13 protein-coding genes and 1 pseudogene are annotated in these 17887 nt (G+C 38.3%); 4 read left to right on the top strand and 10 right to left on the bottom strand.

The features are described 5' to 3' along the window. Window positions 1-14: 14 nt before the first annotated feature. Genes pglZ through brxF form a run of 4 tightly spaced genes read right to left on the bottom strand, consistent with a single transcriptional unit; the run spans window position 15 to window position 8975 of the window. Window positions 15-1883, bottom strand: coding sequence for a BREX-3 system phosphatase PglZ (gene pglZ, locus RS891_RS05050; RefSeq protein ID WP_315794637.1), 1869 nt, complete (start codon window positions 1881-1883; stop codon window positions 15-17). A gap of 14 nt (window positions 1884-1897) precedes the next feature. Next, window positions 1898-4789: a DNA methyltransferase gene (locus RS891_RS05045; protein ID WP_315794636.1), complete on the bottom strand. Its 2892-nt coding sequence runs from the start codon at window positions 4787-4789 to the stop codon at window positions 1898-1900. A 12-nt stretch (window positions 4790-4801) separates the two neighbouring features. After that, a complete protein-coding gene (locus RS891_RS05040; protein ID WP_315794635.1) occupies window positions 4802-8509 on the bottom strand; it encodes a DUF6079 family protein in 3708 nt (1235 codons plus the stop codon). A gap of 16 nt (window positions 8510-8525) precedes the next feature. Further along, window positions 8526-8975: a BREX-3 system P-loop-containing protein BrxF gene (gene brxF / locus RS891_RS05035; RefSeq protein ID WP_315794634.1), complete on the bottom strand. Its 450-nt coding sequence runs from the start codon at window positions 8973-8975 to the stop codon at window positions 8526-8528. Between the two features lie 28 nt (window positions 8976-9003). On the opposite strand from brxF, the gene RS891_RS31645 reads away from it, so the two are divergent. Continuing rightward, window positions 9004-9204 (top strand): transposase, encoded by a 201-nt coding sequence (locus RS891_RS31645; RefSeq protein WP_397386896.1) that lies wholly within the window; start codon window positions 9004-9006, stop codon window positions 9202-9204. 412 nt (window positions 9205-9616) lie between these two features. On the opposite strand, the pseudogene RS891_RS05030 reads toward RS891_RS31645, so the two are convergent. Further along, window positions 9617-9889, bottom strand: a pseudogene (locus RS891_RS05030) (endonuclease V); the annotation flags it as partial. Between the two features lie 431 nt (window positions 9890-10320). Between RS891_RS05030 and RS891_RS31640 the strand changes: the two are divergent. Together RS891_RS31640 and RS891_RS05020 are read left to right on the top strand one after the other, a co-directional pair. Next, window positions 10321-10806, top strand: a complete 486-nt coding sequence (locus RS891_RS31640) for a helix-turn-helix domain-containing protein (protein ID WP_397386937.1) — start codon at window positions 10321-10323, stop codon at window positions 10804-10806. 79 nt (window positions 10807-10885) lie between these two features. Beyond that, a complete protein-coding gene (locus RS891_RS05020; RefSeq protein WP_397386895.1) occupies window positions 10886-11161 on the top strand; it encodes a transposase in 276 nt (91 codons plus the stop codon). 581 nt (window positions 11162-11742) lie between these two features. On the opposite strand, the gene RS891_RS05015 is transcribed toward RS891_RS05020, so the two are convergent. From RS891_RS05015 to RS891_RS05005, 3 genes are all read right to left on the bottom strand, one after another. After that, window positions 11743-12060 (bottom strand): hypothetical protein, encoded by a 318-nt coding sequence (locus RS891_RS05015; RefSeq protein ID WP_315794630.1) that lies wholly within the window; start codon window positions 12058-12060, stop codon window positions 11743-11745. A 200-nt stretch (window positions 12061-12260) separates the two neighbouring features. Further along, complete coding sequence (locus tag RS891_RS05010; RefSeq protein WP_315794629.1) at window positions 12261-12533, bottom strand: WXG100 family type VII secretion target; 273 nt, start codon at window positions 12531-12533, stop codon at window positions 12261-12263. A gap of 174 nt (window positions 12534-12707) precedes the next feature. Next, on the bottom strand, window positions 12708-13229 hold the full coding sequence (locus RS891_RS05005) for a hypothetical protein (protein ID WP_315794628.1): 522 nt from the start codon (window positions 13227-13229) through the stop codon (window positions 12708-12710). A 141-nt stretch (window positions 13230-13370) separates the two neighbouring features. Between RS891_RS05005 and RS891_RS05000 the strand changes: the two genes are divergently transcribed. Continuing rightward, window positions 13371-13712, top strand: coding sequence for a helix-turn-helix domain-containing protein (locus RS891_RS05000; protein WP_315794627.1), 342 nt, complete (start codon window positions 13371-13373; stop codon window positions 13710-13712). Window positions 13713-13879: 167 nt separating this feature from the next. Here the strand turns inward: RS891_RS05000 and RS891_RS04995 are convergent, their stop codons facing one another. After that, on the bottom strand, window positions 13880-14707 hold the full coding sequence (locus RS891_RS04995; RefSeq protein ID WP_315794626.1) for a hypothetical protein: 828 nt from the start codon (window positions 14705-14707) through the stop codon (window positions 13880-13882). 37 nt (window positions 14708-14744) lie between these two features. After that, window positions 14745-17882 carry a DUF3427 domain-containing protein gene (locus RS891_RS04990; RefSeq protein ID WP_315794625.1) on the bottom strand — a complete coding sequence of 1046 codons (3138 nt, stop codon included), beginning with the start codon at window positions 17880-17882 and terminating at the stop codon, window positions 14745-14747. Window positions 17883-17887: the final 5 nt, after the last annotated feature.

The following is a 17887-nucleotide window of genomic DNA, read 5'->3' as shown; positions in this document are numbered from 1 at the left end:
ATATTGCACCTACTTTATCGAAATAACTTTACAAATGGAACAATCATTTCTTCAAGATGAATGCCACCATGAGTAACAATTCTATCACTTTTCGGTACAAATGCACGGTTATTTTCTGCCAATAACACAAAATAATTATCAGGTAGGTTTGGATTATCCCAAATCAGTGTATCTTTATGTTCAAACGAAGTTTGAATGCGAATATTTTCAGATTTATATATCCTTAATCGTTGAGCAGCAGATTCTACGGTTACTCCTTGATTGATCCTTCCTCTACCAACGCACTCAATATTTCCATGATCTGCTGTTAAATATATTTCAAAGCCCTGTTCAGATAACCTTTTTATTAATCGACGTAAATAATTTGTTTCTAACCAGTTCACTAATTCTGAATTAACAGTAATATTCCCTTGCTTAGCTCCATGCATAAATTCATCAATTACATCAATTACTGCACCGTATACTGTAACAAAAGGGGAAATTTCAAAATTAAAGCTTACTTCGTCAAATGACTGTAATCCCAGAGATCGTTGATAAGCAATATTTCTCTTATGTAACCCTTGGCTTTCCCAGAACTCTGTCCAAAAAAACTCTTCTTTATTTGTTGTATCAATAGAATTAGCAAACTCCCGAGGAACTTTTCCCGAGAAAATAGATTGTCTTGCAACACTTGTTATGCTTGGTACCCAAGAAAAAATAGGAGATTCTTCAAATCCCCAATCATCTTGACTTAAATTTTCTCTGACAAGCTGCCATTGTGTGTAACTCATACCATCCATAACGATGAGGGCTACTTTGTCTTGAGATTGCTTGCTTAAGTAACTTGGGATATGATGCAAAATTTTAGGTTTAGGTAAGTCCGGGAGTGTTGCTATTGATACATAATCCTTTCGCATCCATTGTTCAAAATGATTGTAAGCAGAATTAAATAAATCTTGTATTTCATCTGAATAACTAGGGCCTTTAAAAATTTGGGCTTTAAGCTTTCCAATTTGAGATGCAAGCTCTCCCCATTCTTTATAACCAAAAGATTCATATACTGAATTTCGTATATCGAAATTAAATAACATGGACTTTTCTTTAACAAGCCTGCTATTCATCCAATTTTTAAGCTGTGAACTATGTGCTGTCTCAATTGGATCTATACATTCATGGATCATTCTCTGAACATCTGGATCATCAAAAAAATGTAATCCAGAAGGTGCCATTGCTTTTTCTTTCTGAAGGACATAATTCCTCCAATTAGTATTCAAAACATCTCTAAATTTTTTCTTTGAGTAAAACGAATCAAAAATAATTTGATCAATAATGATATTTCGCTTTATCATATGATCATTAAATGTATCTAATATGACACTAGGTATATCTTCACTATGTTCGTTATAATATTGGATAATCGCTTTTAGAATAGCAATTTCACAATGTAAATTTTCTAATGAATCCCCTAATAGTTGCTCTAAAATAAATATTAGAGTTTCTTTATAATTTAGTTTTTTCACCGCACTATTATGGAAATTGTAAAAATTCTTATAAAAATTCGAGGAACAGCGAGATATCGCTACACTGTCAAATAAGGGAAAGAGTTTCTCAAGATTTATATCAACACGATGTCCTTCATCAAAAATATCATAAGGTAATTGAGTGAACTGGGCTGACTGGATGATGATAAGAAGTGTATTACGTTTTTCTATTGGGTAATGCCTAAAATCTTTCTCATATATGAAACGTAATTCTATTGGATCATCATAGTAAATTACACGCCTGTTGGAAACTGCTTGCTCCTTTGAGACAAACTCTGGCGTTAATACTTTATTATCGTCTACAACAATGTACAATGCTCCTTGTAGAATAAAGAAACTGTTTAATTTTTCAGTAAACCCCATTTCACTCACCTCCCTTACATTTCTAAACGTATTTGTGCATTATCATAATACATTAGAAGCTTATCATCTTCCTGGATAACAGATTCAGGTAAGCGATCTCCTACGGTAATAATTTTATGATATTTCTTTTCACTCCACGCTTTTTTAAATCCCGCACGAATTGCCTCCGTACGAAATTGTTTTATTTTCTTATTGTGAATAGATAATTCTTCTACATAGCTTTCAAATTCACGTATTAGTGTCTTTTCGCGAAGTTTTTCAAGATCGGCTTGTTTGTTTGGGTCTGGTACATACCATCGATTCATTGCTTTTTCCTTTAACTTATAGTTATCGTTTTCTGAGCCACGATGTTCATGATAATTGCGACGTAGATATGCTGCAATTTGATCTGGTACTAATTCCTCGCTTTCATATCTCAGGAAATTTTGTAGCAATAAAATATCTAATTCTGGTAATTGCTCATGTTTCGCAATGTGTTGGATTTCTTTCATAAACTGAGGATGTAAGTCTTGACGAGATTGGGGCTTTTTCATTAATTGTTGACGGATCCACTCGATCGCACTATTTTCATCAGATACAAACAAGCTCATTTGAGAAAACTCTTTCACAAGAGTACGTTTTTTATCATATTCGGCAACTTGAGATTCTAAGAATGCCATGCCATCACGCATCGGGAACCTCTGTGCTACGCCTTCTTGAAATTCAGCTGATGAAATTGGTACAGGCAATCCATTTTGAACATGATAGGCCACCATACGGTCAAATAAAATACGTGGTGTTCTTTCAGCAATAATTGAAGCCTCACCTTTTGATCCAAGAAATTTAGGTAATTGTTGTAAGTGTTGTGTTACAAAAGTCCAGGCTGAATTTACGGTATTCTTTTCAGAAAGCATCTTATTAACATTTTCCAATGAAGGTTTGTAGGCTGATATAACTAAATCTTGTTTAACAGCCGTAGTTGTAATCATCGCATGAAATCCCCCCCTTTGCTTATTAAGCGCATCTACACTAGCAATAATAAAGCCAGATTCCTGTAATGCATATTGAATTGCATTCCATACACTAGCTTGTGTATTTGAAAATTCAACTGTAATCCACCTATTCGGTTTTAGAATCCTATAGGCTTCCTTAAAGCTTTCCAGCATCAACTTAGTGTAGTCTGTTAATTTTTTTCCTTGTGCCTTATTTTCAATAGCTTCTTTATTATTATTGGTAAGTATTCCCAACCAAGACTCCCTAGGAAAACTCAACTCCGAATACATAATATTTGCACCAAAGGGTGGATCAATAAATATATAATCAATAGAGTCAGATTTAATATCTAATTTAGTGCTACTTTGTGTAGAAGTTAAATTACCAGAGTATTCATTCCATGCATTTATAATCTTATTTAACTGAAATTTTGATTGAGAGAAAAAGTTATTTTCCACAGATAGTGCGGGGAAATATAGCGCATTTGCCATAGGTCCTACTAGTGCTCTAAAACCTTTTTCCTTACTGGCATATTGTGGCATATATCGGTTCATCTTGCTCAGTTTAGGGAGCACACTTCCTAACAAAAATTGAGCTTCATTATAATAATAGTTAGACTTTTTTGCTTGACTAAGATAATTTATTATTAATAAAATAACTCGTTCTATATAAAAGTGATGGACCTTGTTCATTCCCAACCTTAAGGGTTCAATAGTTTTTATTCCATCATAAACAAGAACTGGCTTAATCAATTGAAAAGATTTTTCTAATTTAATCATCTCTATTATCTTTAAATCTAATAGTCCTGGTTTCTTATCTTTTCGATGATTGCCAGATGTATAATTTACTTTAACAGGAGTTAGCTTAGGGTGACTAACTACCTCTCCATCTACTAAATCTTTGTTTTTCTGAAATACTCTTTCAAGTTTTTTTTTCTCTTCTTCCGCTCCACAGTTTGGACAAACTAAATTTTTCTTGACAGATTGTTCATCCTCATTAACGTTTGCGTCCCAATAAGTCATTATTTCAAAGCAACTGTTACAAATATAATTTTCACTCCAAATGAGGTAATTAACAGTCGTTAAGAAATCTATATGACTTTCAATAAAGCTTTTCAGATCTTCAATATTATAAATTTTTTGAATTTCTTCACTAAAGCAAACTTCATCTTCTTCTTGTAAGAAAGTCGTATACAACCATGAAAACTCATCTTCAATTCTTTTTAAAAGACTATATAAATATTGTGAACTGTTTATTTTATCTGCCTTTTTATTGTAATTATAAGAAATAAATGTTGCTGCTGGTGATAAGTCGTTCAAAATACTTCTTCTGTTACCAATTTGTGAAAACTCAACATTATCCTCATCAAAAACAATTCCATCTTTCACTCTATATCCTAAAGATCTTATCTCATCCATGCTCTCACACATTTCACTTGCAAGTCCTGTCATACCTGATCCACAAAAACCATCAAATATAATATCACCGGGTTTAGTATAATGAAGAATATATCTCATAATGGCTCTATATGGCACTTTAGTGTGATAACTATGCGCATTGTAAATTGTATTATTTTTACCCTCACTTACATCTGTCGCAAATGGTTCTCGATGATAATCCTCAATTAAATCTCGTCCATGTTTATTGACCTTCTCCTTTTCCCACTTCTCAATAAAATCATTAACCCAAGGATTTGGACAAGCAGTATAGTACGGAGGATCAGAAAGAGCAATAACATCTTCATCTTCCCCTATCGGGAAGCCTTCAATTAACTTTAACTCCGGCAATTTTTTACGTAATTCTTCACGAAAATAATTTCTTCTTTCATCTTCATTTTTAAATGTCATGCCAAGGCAGACAACTGGTTTGTTGTCTACCTCATCTTTATCTTGTTCATATAGAAAGGAAATCTGCTCATCATTGTGATTTGTCATGTAGTTATCTCCTTATTCCTTAGTTAAAGTGATACGTATTTGATTTGTAGGTCCCATGCCTACTGTTTGTTTTAAAAGTTGTTCAAATCTATTGCGAAGTTCCTCTACCGTTAAAGGACTACCATTAGCCATCATTTGCTCCAGATCTGCCATAGAAATTTCTACTTTATTAAATCCTTTCAGCAAGTCATTGATAGCCTGTGCCAATCGAATATCTAACGGTACAGATAATTGTTTTGTTGCTATGAACTCTTTCACTATCCCTTTTTGCTCAGGCTGTAATAGCTCAATGTTTTCTTTAACCGATGCGTCATTTAAGCTTGTCAAAACTGTATCTATCCAGCTTTCATATATATCTGGCAGTTGTGCTTCTAGTGTTTTCAACATAGCTTTTTCACTCATTTTTAGTTCAGACAATCGGTACTTACAATTATTACATAAAGGTGAATGTTGCAGTGTTTCAGATGTAACAGCATAACATTCCTTTAAGCTACCTAAAGATCTTTCCCAACTCTGGATTTGCTCCATCGGTAAGATGGAAATGTATCGACCAAGCTCCTTTAACGCTTTTAACTCAGAAGATGCTAACAGTTGTTTCTTCATGTTATTCTCAGTAGCATTCAATCGAGAAAAATCATGCTTTTCCATATATAACTTGATATATTCGTGCTTTAATGCTACCAGTGATTGTAGCTCTGCTGTATGATTTTTTTGACCTTTTAGTGCATACGATAGTTCATCTAAAGCATGTGTTGCTCTGTTAGACCAATCTGATTGAAGTCCTATCGTGGATTGAGCCAATTGTATATAACTCGCTAATACCTTAGATTCTTCCAGAGATTGATGAAGATCTTTAAAATAGTCTAGTTGCTTCAAGGCTTCTTCTTGTCGCTGAATCACTTCAACGGAACTTTTATAATTCCGCATTTTAGCTGGTGTATTGTAACGCTTAATTGTCTCACAGAATTCTTTAAACAAATTTAAAGACGTTAGATACTCTTGGCGTTCAGCATTTGTTAGCAATGTGCCATCCCACATAGGGAAACCTTCCTTCACATATTGCATTACAAGAAAGATATCATTAATGTGATCGTTTACTTTTTCTGCTAATTTAACAATGGCATGTTTTAAATTTTCCTCTTCATAATTCGGAAGAGAAATATTCAATAAATCAAGAAGAGCATTAAGCTCTTGATATGGTATATCCGTCGGTTTTTTTACATTGCTGAAGTAAGTTAGTTTAGTTAGTGGAAGTTGAACATATTCATGTAAGTTTGATGCGTTATATATCTTATTTTCAATGGTAACTTCAATGTCTCCAGTACTGATCATTGCTCCCATTAAAACAATTAATAATTCAGGCTCAAGTTTAAATTTATTAGTATATTGAATGTCTGGAACTTTATTCACGATTTTTGTTTCAATCAATTCTTGGTAGTTTAATACTTGCCCATGACCTTTACTATCAAGTAAACTGTTAATCCATTTGGCATACCCCGAATTTTTTGTTGTCACTTTATTCATATTATCTAGTAGGACTAATCCATTTAAAATAGCCAATCCTTGTCTTGTCTCTCGGCCAACAAAACACTGCAGAGCATCTTTTACATATGTCTCCATATTAGCTTTAGATAAATATCCATCCTTAATATCCCTAAATACAGGGTATCCTTCATATTTCTCTTCAAACCAATCGGTTAATAAGCCTTCTGAGACAATATCCATGATCTCCCGGATGGTTTCGTTAGTTGGAAGGAACAAACCGAATTCTAAGACAGTTTGTTTTTTGCCTTTATACGTGATATCGAAAGAATGCACAAAACTCTCATTTAACCATTTACTTAATTCCTTAAAATAACTATCCAATTTCCGTTGATATAAACTTTTCGTAGCTGAGGTGGCATCTGTTTTGAGATCATCTGCAGCAGCATACAGCTTCAGTAATTGCTCGAAACGCCCATCAGCTCGATTTAACTCAAAGAAAATTTCATCCGCTCTATGTTCATCTTTAAACGTTGTCTTAAGATACGGTCGTAGCATATAAATATAAAAGTCGCGCTCCGGTTGTGCGGTCGAACGTTCATTAGGCGCACCAAAGAAAAGATAACCATGTCGTCTAACACGATGTGAATCCCATGGTAAATCATGACGCCAAATTTTATATCCTGACACATACGTATTGTCATCTAGTGTAATTACCTTCTGTAAGATGTGAAAATAATAACGGTCTAGCTTATCTTCTTCTATTGTCTCCGCTCGTTGAGTAATCAGGCTATCAATATCAATATCTTTTTTTAGATCCAAATAATACTGGCCATTAGAATCATTTGTTGAAATATATTGAAAGCTAACTGTCTTTTGAATCTCTTTTGTTGCAACATCGATTGTTGATTTTAAGAAGTCAGCTGGGTCTTCTTCCTCTAGTAACATGTTATTGTTTCCAGAAAGATCTAAAAATAAGTCATCACGCAATTCTTCTGCTGTCAATCCTACATTGTGATATATGTCAGCAGTAGATAAACGGTATACTGCCAATGCATTCACTATTCGTAGTGCCATTGGTTTATATATTCGTTTAGTATAAGCATTTTGGACACGATCTTTCAGAATTTTTGCCTTATCAAGAACCTCTGCAACCTCTGGAATAGCTTTGTAAGATGGGTCTTCCTCAATAAAGCGCCAATAGCTATCATACGATATTAAACCAGGCTCTTCTTCAGAGAGTTCGTTATTAATAATACGGTTCATTTCAATACTTATTGTTTTAAGTGCCACTCGTTTTTCGATGTTATTAACTTTCTCAAACGCTGTTAAATAGCTTGGGTGAATCGGAAACAAATCAACAAATGTTTCCATATCCTCGCTTAATCGATGGTATAGAGTAGTGAATTTTGATAAATGTTTTCTAATAATAGCTTTTTGTTCATCACTCTTTTTAAGTAATCGCTGGGATACTACATGTGCAATGTCTTCTCTTATGATACGTACTTGTTCAAAGCGTTCTTTGACTCGCTGTAAAGGCTCTGACACATAACTGAAGCGAGGATTATTAAACAACATTTCTTGAATACCTGCAATAAACCGAAGTCTTGTTTTACTACATACTTCTCCTATTTCACGTAAAAACCCTAAATCTAATGTTAGTTCTTGTTCTCTTCGTCCTCGTAAGTAATCTAGTAACTCATCAACTATAACTAATAGTCCTTGATTTGGGTACTTTTCATTAAATAATCCCATCATTTCTTCAAGTGCATCTTTATTGTTTGTAATCTGATTGAATTGAGGGAACGTGTATTCTACTCCCATACTTTGTAGCCCATCTTCTATAGAGTTACATAAAATATCACGTAATGAGGTTCCTACACTACCTATTTCTAATCGTATAACTTTAAACTTACCTTGGACTTCCCTAGCTTTTTCAGCAACACTATTATTTTGAATATGATTACTAGCACCCTCATACTCAGCAATCGTTGAGATTACACTCATCAAATGCGATTTACCTGTACCGTAGTTCCCCACGATTAGAAGGCCTTTATTGTCAGCAGCCCGTTCAAACTGTAATTGATTAATAATAAGTTCGTTTAATTGCTCTGCCATACGGTCAGAAATAACATAAGTATCCAGTAAATGAAATGCTCGATCTGAATCATTTGCATCGATTAATTGGATGACCGATTCAATCGGTTCAAATTGAACTAAATCACTATATTTAATCATTTCCACTATTCCTTTATCAATAAATTAGTTTAAAATCAGCTATTATTTCTCTCTTGTACTCGGAATGACCCGGTACTGCATGAACTAAAAACCCTTGCTCTACAGCTCCTCTCCAACAGACAAGCAACGTCTTATTGCGACTTATATTTTTTAATATATCAAATACTTTTAATTGTAGGGAGCTATCGAACATTATTTCAAAATAGTCTATACATAAAATTTCATTTTCATTTCTAACTAGATCATTTATAAAGGTTATCGCCTTATAAGACCTTTTTTTAAATGGAACTCCCTTTAACTTTTCACTTAAATATAGATTTATATTAATATAAGGAAACCCAGTTTCCTCGCTATAATGTTTAAGTGTATTTCCAAATTTGGATTCGGAAATAAAAAGAAGTCTGTGATATTGATTTTGAAGTAAAGGCACTTCAGATTTCAATAGTTCCATGTGACGATTGTTCAAAGTTTCTACTCACTCCTTCTTTATCTGAGTGTGCAAAATATATTATATAAATAAAAAAGGAAGGCCCTTTTTAGCAATCTGTTGTGTTCATTTTCCAGAAAATATCTCACAAAAAGTTCGCGTGACGGATCGAGCAGAGATCTGTGGAGACTTCAAATCCGTGTATTGCGCTGAGGATGAAGAAGCAGCTAGAACCACCCTCGCGATCTTCTTTGACAAATGGAAATGACTTATCCCAAAGGGGTACAATCTCTAGTAGGAACCAATCTGATCGAGTCGTTTAACAAAACTCAGAAATACAAGAATCTGAGAAAATGATTCCCTCATGATAAGGCATTAGAAAAAAAACTTGGTATCCTAGTATGAGAAATATAACCAACGTTTTGCTATCTGTTGTCGTACTGGTTTTAATCAAGTACGAGCATAGCTACAGGCCATGTAAAATCGCCACAGACTAGCATCGTTCTAAGACATGAGAAGGTTATTTCTTTATAAAAATTATTGATGCTACCCCTTATCTATTCAATTATATATTGTAAGTTGATATTATGATATAACTTATATCTACTAGTTTTACAGTAATTTATGTATAATAATGTAATCCATCAAGCAAGTGTGGCTCTCATCTCCTACCTTAACGTTCATTTGTTTCTGGTCAGCCCGTTACAGCCTTTTCGTTCCAGATCAGCTTGTCTTACAGGGATGGGTAATCGGCTTTCTTTGTTAATCCACGCGATGTATTAATATCAATTCGATTACCGCAGGAGACAAAGAGCGGTTTGACCTGTGGATGTGTTCGAAGTGCACGCCCATAGACTTCACCGTTTATTCTCAATATCTGTGAATGCACCTGATTCGCTCGTCGGCATCTAATAGTCCGTGTCCTGAATTTGGAGATAGCTCTCTTCCTCCCCGTAACGCCAGGTCTACTCCTGCCACGAGATGGATGCTTCTTTTTTCAAGGTATTTTGCAAGCTTATATGTTGCACTACTCCCGCTGGATTTGATCAAAGGTTTTTTCGTTGAATGGTTCCGGGGTATAATAACTATCAATCCATATAGTGGTCTTGATTTCACAGAAAACGCACCGCTACTTATGGTCTGGTAGAAGTGCTTGAATCTTAATTATTATGATACACTTAAATATTTTACTTCCTCGCTGAATTGCATGGCTGATGCCTGTTTCATAGAGAAATGGCACATACTGCTCTATAAGAATAATCATAGGGTGGGATTTGAAGATGTGGAGTTCATTCCATAGTGAAGATCATTTAGTTCTGGGTATGTTCAAGACACGTTAGCTCTTGAAGCGTCTTGAAAATTAACCCTTGTCGAGTATGATGCACTGGATGAAGCCCGGTCCTTATATATCGACTTTGAACGCGAAGCAGAGTTCGCCTGCCCGCATTGCGGAACAGCAAACAAGGTATACGACACTGAAAAGAAACTGTGGAGGCATCTGGATTTCTGGAACTGGAAAACCTACTTCCATGCTCGAGCTCCTCGAACGGACTGCACTAACTGCAATATAGTGACGTTGGTTCCCATACAATGGGCTCGTCTACAATTTCATTTCACCTTACTATTTGGCGCTTGGGCCATGCGCTTAATGGCCGAGAGGCCTTTCAACGCTGCGGCTCGTGAGTTACGTGAGCATGATACACGGATGTGGCGGATCTTCCATTATTATGTGAACCAGGCTATGGCTGAATTGAATCTAACCCAGGTTACATGGATTGCTGTAAATGAAACCTTGTCACGCTGCGGACATCGTTACATTACGTTGTTTGTGGATGTCAATACTAAGATTGTCCTGTTTGCCACCGCGTGAAAAGGGAAGGATACGTTCGCTCGTTTTAAACAATGTTTACTCCAAAAAGGGGTAGAAGCTTCGCAACAGGAAGTCTGCTGTGATATGTCCGTTGCTTTTATTCGGAGGAGCAATTCCAAAGGTAAAGACTACCTTTGATAAGTTGCAAGTCATGAAAATGGTGAATGAAGCGATTGATGATGTACGTAAAGCAGAGCAAAAAGAAGCTCCACAGTTAAAGCGAACGAGATATCTATGGGTAAAAATTGAAAATAAGCTGACAGCGGAGCAGCAAAAAGAATTCCAAACCTTGAAGGACAGCCATCTGAAGACTGGAAGAGCCTACAGTCTTAAATTAGCTAAGCAAGAGGTATGAGCGACCACGCACATCATTCCTGAAGTCTATCTGCGAGAATGAATGCACTGCGCCACGCGCTCACAGCTCCAGCCTATAGTAAATTTGGCGAAGACCGTTAAAACGACATGAAGAAGGGATTCTTAGCTGGTTTCACAGCCGCATGATCAACGGGCTGTAATGCAGACAATCTCATTGCGGTGGAGTACAAAATCTTATGCCGTCTCTTGTGGCATGGAGGAGCCCCTGCTCTTTCCTACCCCTTTTTACGAGATTTTATTAAAAATCTTTCAGTATGTAATTGATCTGTGAAATATTATAGTTTGTTCTACCAATCTAATAGAGCGAAGAGCCGATAAAAATAGCCTATTTCAACTCGTATTCGAGTTGAAATGGGCTATTAATTTTAACATTCTGTTCTTGAGAAGATTTGCTACGTACCCACCTGACTTTTTGATATCTTTCGCTGTCCAATCCTTAGGGGACCAAGCTTGGCCCTCTCCACTTCGCTTTGATTTGTTTTTGTGTATTGGTATATTACCAACTCGCACTCCGTTTGCATATTCTTTAGTAAAGTTAAATGGAATTTTATATTTAAATAATTAATATTCTTGACCATGACAGCCGTCGTTCAGTCTGTTTTTAGAATTAAAGTCTCCAACTGTAGCAAGATGAATTCTTTCATTACTTACAGTAAATCTTGCACCACTCATACCTTTTGGAAATCCTAATCCTTCTTTCGGAACCTTATAGCCCCTATTATACGTTCCTGTAAAAGCCAACACGAGCTTAGTAGTCTGTAAACCTCCAATAAAAACTGCTGCTTGCCATGCAGGTATGGATTCTCCGGTTACTGGATGACCTTCCTTAAATGCGTTAATCTGTTCATCGTATATAGGACTCCGTTTGCTTGGACCCACCTCTTATTTCTTCATAGGTACCGCCGTTTTCCCAGTATTCAACGAACTCCTTCTGTCCTGGCATCCTATTACCACTTTCACTCGCAGCCATGTAACCACCAAACAAAGGATTTTGCACCATCGGTGGTGAACATTCGAGCTCTCTATGGCTTTGTTCAGTGCTGTACTTGCAGCCATCTGCCCAACAATTGCTACTAGACTCACTTGTTCCTCGTCGCTTGCTGAAATCTCTCATCTATTGCCCTCAGATCCTGGGATGACTTCACCATACTTTCCAGTGCTCGATCCAGTACAGAACGTGACTGCTGAAAATCATAGAAAAATCGTTCTTGCGTTGCTCCCACCCACCGAGACTGGATGAATCCGATCCGTGCAGTCAGGTCATTACGTATACCTTCCAACTGCTGCCTGCCCTGCTCAATCTGTTTATATACATGCAGCAGCTCCTCCGGTGTTACTTTAATTGTACTCATATCATTCTCTGCCGTTAAAATTAGAATTTTACAATGTTAGCAGAAGTTTTTTTTCAATTACATCCACCTATAATCCTGATTACCCTTTATTCAAATGAATACCATTTAGTACTTATACTCCTCCATTCCCATTCCTGTAAAAGGAACCTCCAAATCATCAGGGCACGCCTTATATCAAAAAAACTTTAATGAATTATCATTCAATCGAGGGGCTAACTCCTCCAATATGTCTTCCGTTCGTTGAAGAAGCTTTTCGATGTTATCAAGGCCTAAATATTGATCCTCTTGGCGTTCCTCTAAAGATGACACATGTTGCATCGTACCGATGAACAAGGCAATATCCAGTCCAGGTTCAGTGTCCGTATGCACTAAAGGTAAGATTTCATTCATGGTTAGTTCTTTGGGTGGATGAACTGAATGATACTTATGGATATAAAGCGCCTTAATCATGGAGGCTAGAGCCCAATCACATAGAATTAGGCAGGCTTTAAACTGATTGTGATTACACATGATGGCGGCAAGTTTGAGATGATACTTAGCATGTTGGTGATAGGCCATCATTGTGGTACGTAGCATATGGTAAGCAGGAATACGTTTGGACCTAGGTTGTGTGGAGATATCATGGTCTTGCAAACGTGGGGTAAAATCTACTTGGTGATTACAATGTGCTTCGGTTATGGACCAATTTCTTGCCATTGTCATCCCTCCAAAGAGTTAATACCAGTATTATACAATAAAATGATACATATAGTAATCAAATAAATTATTTGTATTCTTCGTTTGGTGTTTACCTTGAGGAAACTTGTCTACACTTTTGAACATAGAGAGGTGAATACCATGAACGAGGACAGAGAAGTTTTGAAGCTGGTCGGAGCCAGGATTCGCGCACTACGCAAAGAAAGAGGGTATTCACAGGAATCCCTCGGAGAAAAAGGTGGATTTCATTTTTCATACATAGGACAGATTGAACGTGGAGAAAAGAATGTTTCTTTGGTGAACTTGGCGAAGATCGCTGAGTCACTGGAAGTGAACTTAATTCAATTATTTGCGTATGTAGAGGAAGAGTTTGAAGTAACTGAAGATGAGAAGCAAATCAAGGAAATTGTACAACTACTAAGAGACTCTAATTCAGAACATATACGAACCGCCAAAAATGTTATAAAAGGAATATTGATGTAAAAAACAACAACCCTATCTCTCCATTATTGGAATGATAGGGTTTCTTCGATACGCAAAATCTATAATACATTTTAAGTTTTCTACTTTTTAAGTGACATGATTTACAAGAAGCTAATGCATCACTGCTTTAATGGAACATTTGGTATCACCTATATATCAGTTTTTCTCTATATATAGTATTCTATTTCCCCCTCCTTATTTTTCAATAATTTCAGTAAATGGATTTTCTCGGAGAGTAATTTAGAACGCTCTTCGGTACGGAAAATTGTAGCATCATGTATATACTCACAATTTCCAAGTAAAAAATGATCCTTATCAAGGAGATGATAAATAAACCATTTTATTTCCTGATCCTCCTGATCTAGAACATAAAAACACTCATAAGCATACCTAGTAAACTTTTCTCTGAGTTGTGTGAATGTCATTATTATTAATAGTACAAACATGGAACTTGAGAAACACAACGTAATTAAACTCAGTGTTAAATTAATTAATAACACTTCTGGTTTGTCCATAGTTAACACTAAACTACCTTCTGCTATATTACTGGCTAAGAAACTTGGGAGCACGGAGAAAAAACATAATGTTTGTAACGTAAGTACGATTAATGTGAATGTAAGATTCTTTGACCTTGATAACCTTTTATCGAAAATACTTTTTTGTGTAAGGCTAACATATAAGATAGTAAAATAAAAAATTGTTCCAATGATTGAAATACAAAATGTAAAATATTCATTAACACCAAGATTGTAATATAACACTGTCAGAAAAACAGAAAAAATAGAGCCTATCATAACATAAAAGATGTAATTGGATATTTTTATCAAAGTCCTCTTTTCTTTTGATGAAATTAACCTTTCGATCTTGGATGAAGTTAACGAAGTTATTACCTGATTTTTCTTAAAAAAAGTCCACATAAAGCTAAGAATAGCAACAATCCCGCCCAATCCGCCTAATTTAGATAAAAATTGTCCATCCAAAATTCTATCCCACATGACCTTGCCTCCATACATATTCTAATACCGCTAGTTTTCAAACAATACACTTGTTCGCCACCGCCACCATCTTCGCAGGCATCTCTTCCCGTAACCGCCATACAAAGCTCATCGGCTTATTCCCCTCATGACTTACATAATCTGCTTCGCCCAGGAAGACAAATGGAGACGTATAGCCATGCTCCTCCTTATACTCCCGCACGAACAAGGCAATCCGGTTGCCCGTCTCTCGATGATGAATATACCGCTGCGCGGTAGCCGTATGCTCCGACACCCGGCTCTGTGTCTGCCAGTGGAATAATCGCTCATTGATCGCATAGTCCTCATACAGCGTAGATGGTGAGAAATCTTTGTCCGATTTGTTCAATGTAATGAAGAAGATATCGGTCTGTTCATCGGCAAAATACTTCACCCCTTCACGGAAGGCGGGTGATTGCTGGGCATTCCAATAACCGAAGGCGGCAAGCACTTGGTCCATGGAGTACATACAGTGGATATCCAGTGGACAAGTGTACGGGAACGAATTGCTTTTATCCACAAATCGCAGATGAGCCAGATTATATTTGAAAATATCCACAAGCTCTGCTCGGAATGCCTCACAAGACAGCACACGCTTTACACCCTCTTCGATGCTGCTCAATCCTAATTTCTCAGGCGCAGCCCGGTGGAAGGTATAATAGAACATGATCAACATGCGCTGTTCATCGGCGGTGGTCGGTTCTTTCCCTTTTTCAATGTAGTCAATCAGGAACGTTAGCCAGCTTCGGGAATTGATCGTCAGCACAGACGGTAGTCTGCGGATGTACTCATCTTGCTCACTCTCGATTGGCTCTGTCAGTCCGGCTTCGGCCAGCATACCCCGGAAATACCTTCTCCCCGTACGTCCACCATACAATTCATAGAGTGTCATCCCGTGATGCTCTACAAAATGAGCCAAGGTCAGCGGCAGGCCGGTGTCTTGCTGGAACGTTTGCAGCTTCTGGATTAACGCTCTCCGATTACGACTCATCTGCTTGAGGTTGCGCATGATGTATTCCTTCGCTTGCTTTTCCAATTGAATGAACGTGCCGCGTGGCAGGTTCGAAAAGCCGTTCTCGACGTAGTACGAGATGGAATGTTTGGTGGCGCCGATCAGAGCACGGAACTTATCCTGGAACCTATACTCCTGATGCGCTTGTCCGATGAAGTCGAGCACGGTCAGGCACTCTTTGCCATCCGCCATCCGTAGTCCACGTCCCAACTGTTGCAGGAATACGGTCAGACTCTCGGTAGGACGCAGGAACAGGATGGTGTTCACCTCAGGTATATCCACGCCCTCATTGTACAAGTCCACGACGAAGATCATGCGCAGTTCCCCGTTCACCAGCTGTCCTTTAGCAGAATGACGTTCCTGTTCGCTCGACCCACCATGCAGGGCTATGGATGGAATGCCGACTTCGTTAAATATTTTTGCCATATACATCGCATGATCCACCCCTACGCAGAACCCAAGCCCCTTCACATCGTCCAGATCGGTTACGTATTTGTTCAGACTTTGGATGATCTGGTTGGCACGGATTTTGTTATGAGTGTAGAGCTTTTCCAGTTCGTTCAGATCGTAGCCTTTATGCGACCACTTCACCTGAGATAGATCGACAGTATCAGTGACGCCAAAATATTGAAAAGGACTCAGCAGCTTCCGGTCAATGGCATCGGTTAGACGGATCTCGGCAGCAATCGTATGATCGAAGTAGGCGGTAACGTCTTTGCCATCCATCCGTTCCGGTGTTGCAGTAAGTCCTAGCAAAATCTTCGGTTCGTAGTGGGACAACAACTTCTGGTACGAAGGCGCTGCGGCATGGTGGAATTCATCCACAATGATGTAATCGTAATAGTCTGGGCTGGTGATCTCGGTTAGATTCATAGCGTTAAGGCTCTGAATGCTAACAAACAGGTGGCCCAGCGCCTCCGCTCGGTGATTCCCGACATGCAGCTCACCAAAGTTCATATCCTTCAGGATATACCGGAACGTGTCCCGGCTTTGCTTCAAGATTTCTTCCCGATGGGCGACAAAAAGCAGCTTGGCTCCCGCATGGCTCGCACGGAATCTCTTATAGTCGAAGGCTGAGATGACCGTTTTGCCAACGCCTGTGGCGGCGACGATCAGGTTGCGAGTTCGTCCGTACAGCGTACGCTCGGCGTCCAGCTGTTCCAGCACTTCCTTTTGATAATCGTAAGGCTGGATATCGAAGTGGAAGTGGTTGGACTGATCTTTTTTGCGATTCAGAGCCGCCTTCAACTGTGCCTCATGTCCTTCATCCTCAGCCACATATCGCGTGAATTCACGGTCATTCCAGTAGCTTTCGAAGGTCGCTGCAATCTTGCGCAGCACGTCGAGTGAATCCTTCTCCGTCACCTTGAGGTTCCACTCCATACCACTGGTCAGCGCCGGGTTGGACAGGTTGGAGGAGCCGACATAGGCCGTGGTGAATCCAGTATCGCGGTGGAAAATGTACGTTTTGGCGTGCAGCCGTGTCACTTTGGTATCATACGAAATCTGAATCTCTGTGTTAGGTAATTTGCTAAGTTCAGTAATAGCCTTGAGGTCGGTTGCTTCCATATAGGTGGTCGTGATGATCCGCAGCTTCCCGCCGCCGGCTGTGAATTGTTGAAGCTGTTCCAGAAGCAGGCGAAGTCCGCTGAATTTGATAAATGACACCAGCCAATCGATCCGATCGGCGGTCACGATCTCTTTCTGCAGCTCCAGTAACATACTCGGTTCGGACTTCGCGCCTGTGAATAATGAACTTTGGGAGATCGGCGTATCTGGACGAACGATTTTGGTATCCCGGACCGCATGAATGCTATTCAACTTGGAATACACATGGGTCAACACTTCCCCCTGCTCATCCAGTTGCAATTCGTTATACTCTTCTTCCCCCAGTGTGCCTTTCAGGGTAGTAATAATCTCATTACACGTTCGGATCTGCGCCAACACTGCCGTTTTATCTTCCGTCTGTTCCCGTACAATCTTGAGCGCTCGCCGCGTTACCGCCGCCAAATACGTGGACAGCAACTTGCGCGCTTCCTCCGCATCCAGCTTCTCGGTCCCAATGTTATACACATCCGGGTCCAGCGCAGAAATCTCCTGCCTGGTGATGGTGTTGATAAGCTGTTCATATATGCCTTGTTTCATGAATG

The sequence above is a fragment of the Paenibacillus sp. BIC5C1 genome, assembly GCF_032399705.1.
GTDB lineage: Bacteria > Bacillota > Bacilli > Paenibacillales > Paenibacillaceae > Paenibacillus > Paenibacillus taichungensis_A.
This window is presented reverse-complemented; position numbering and strand designations above follow the sequence as displayed.

Bases quoted from the DNA above. Each gene is read 5' to 3' on its own strand.
- RS891_RS04995 (WP_315794626.1), bottom strand. From the start codon at position 14,707: ATGTGGGATAGAATTTTGGATGGACAATTTTTATCTAAATTAGGCGGA.
- RS891_RS05045 (WP_315794636.1), bottom strand. From the start codon at position 4,789: ATGACAAATCACAATGATGAGCAGATTTCCTTTCTATATGAACAAGAT.
- RS891_RS05010 (WP_315794629.1), bottom strand. From the start codon at position 12,533: ATGAGTACAATTAAAGTAACACCGGAGGAGCTGCTGCATGTATATAAA.
- RS891_RS05040 (WP_315794635.1), bottom strand. From the start codon at position 8,509: ATGATTAAATATAGTGATTTAGTTCAATTTGAACCGATTGAATCGGTC.
- RS891_RS04990 (WP_315794625.1), bottom strand. From the start codon at position 17,882: ATGAAACAAGGCATATATGAACAGCTTATCAACACCATCACCAGGCAG.
- RS891_RS05000 (WP_315794627.1), top strand. From the start codon at position 13,371: ATGAACGAGGACAGAGAAGTTTTGAAGCTGGTCGGAGCCAGGATTCGC.
- RS891_RS05005 (WP_315794628.1), bottom strand. From the start codon at position 13,229: ATGGCAAGAAATTGGTCCATAACCGAAGCACATTGTAATCACCAAGTA.
- pglZ (WP_315794637.1), bottom strand. From the start codon at position 1,883: ATGGGGTTTACTGAAAAATTAAACAGTTTCTTTATTCTACAAGGAGCA.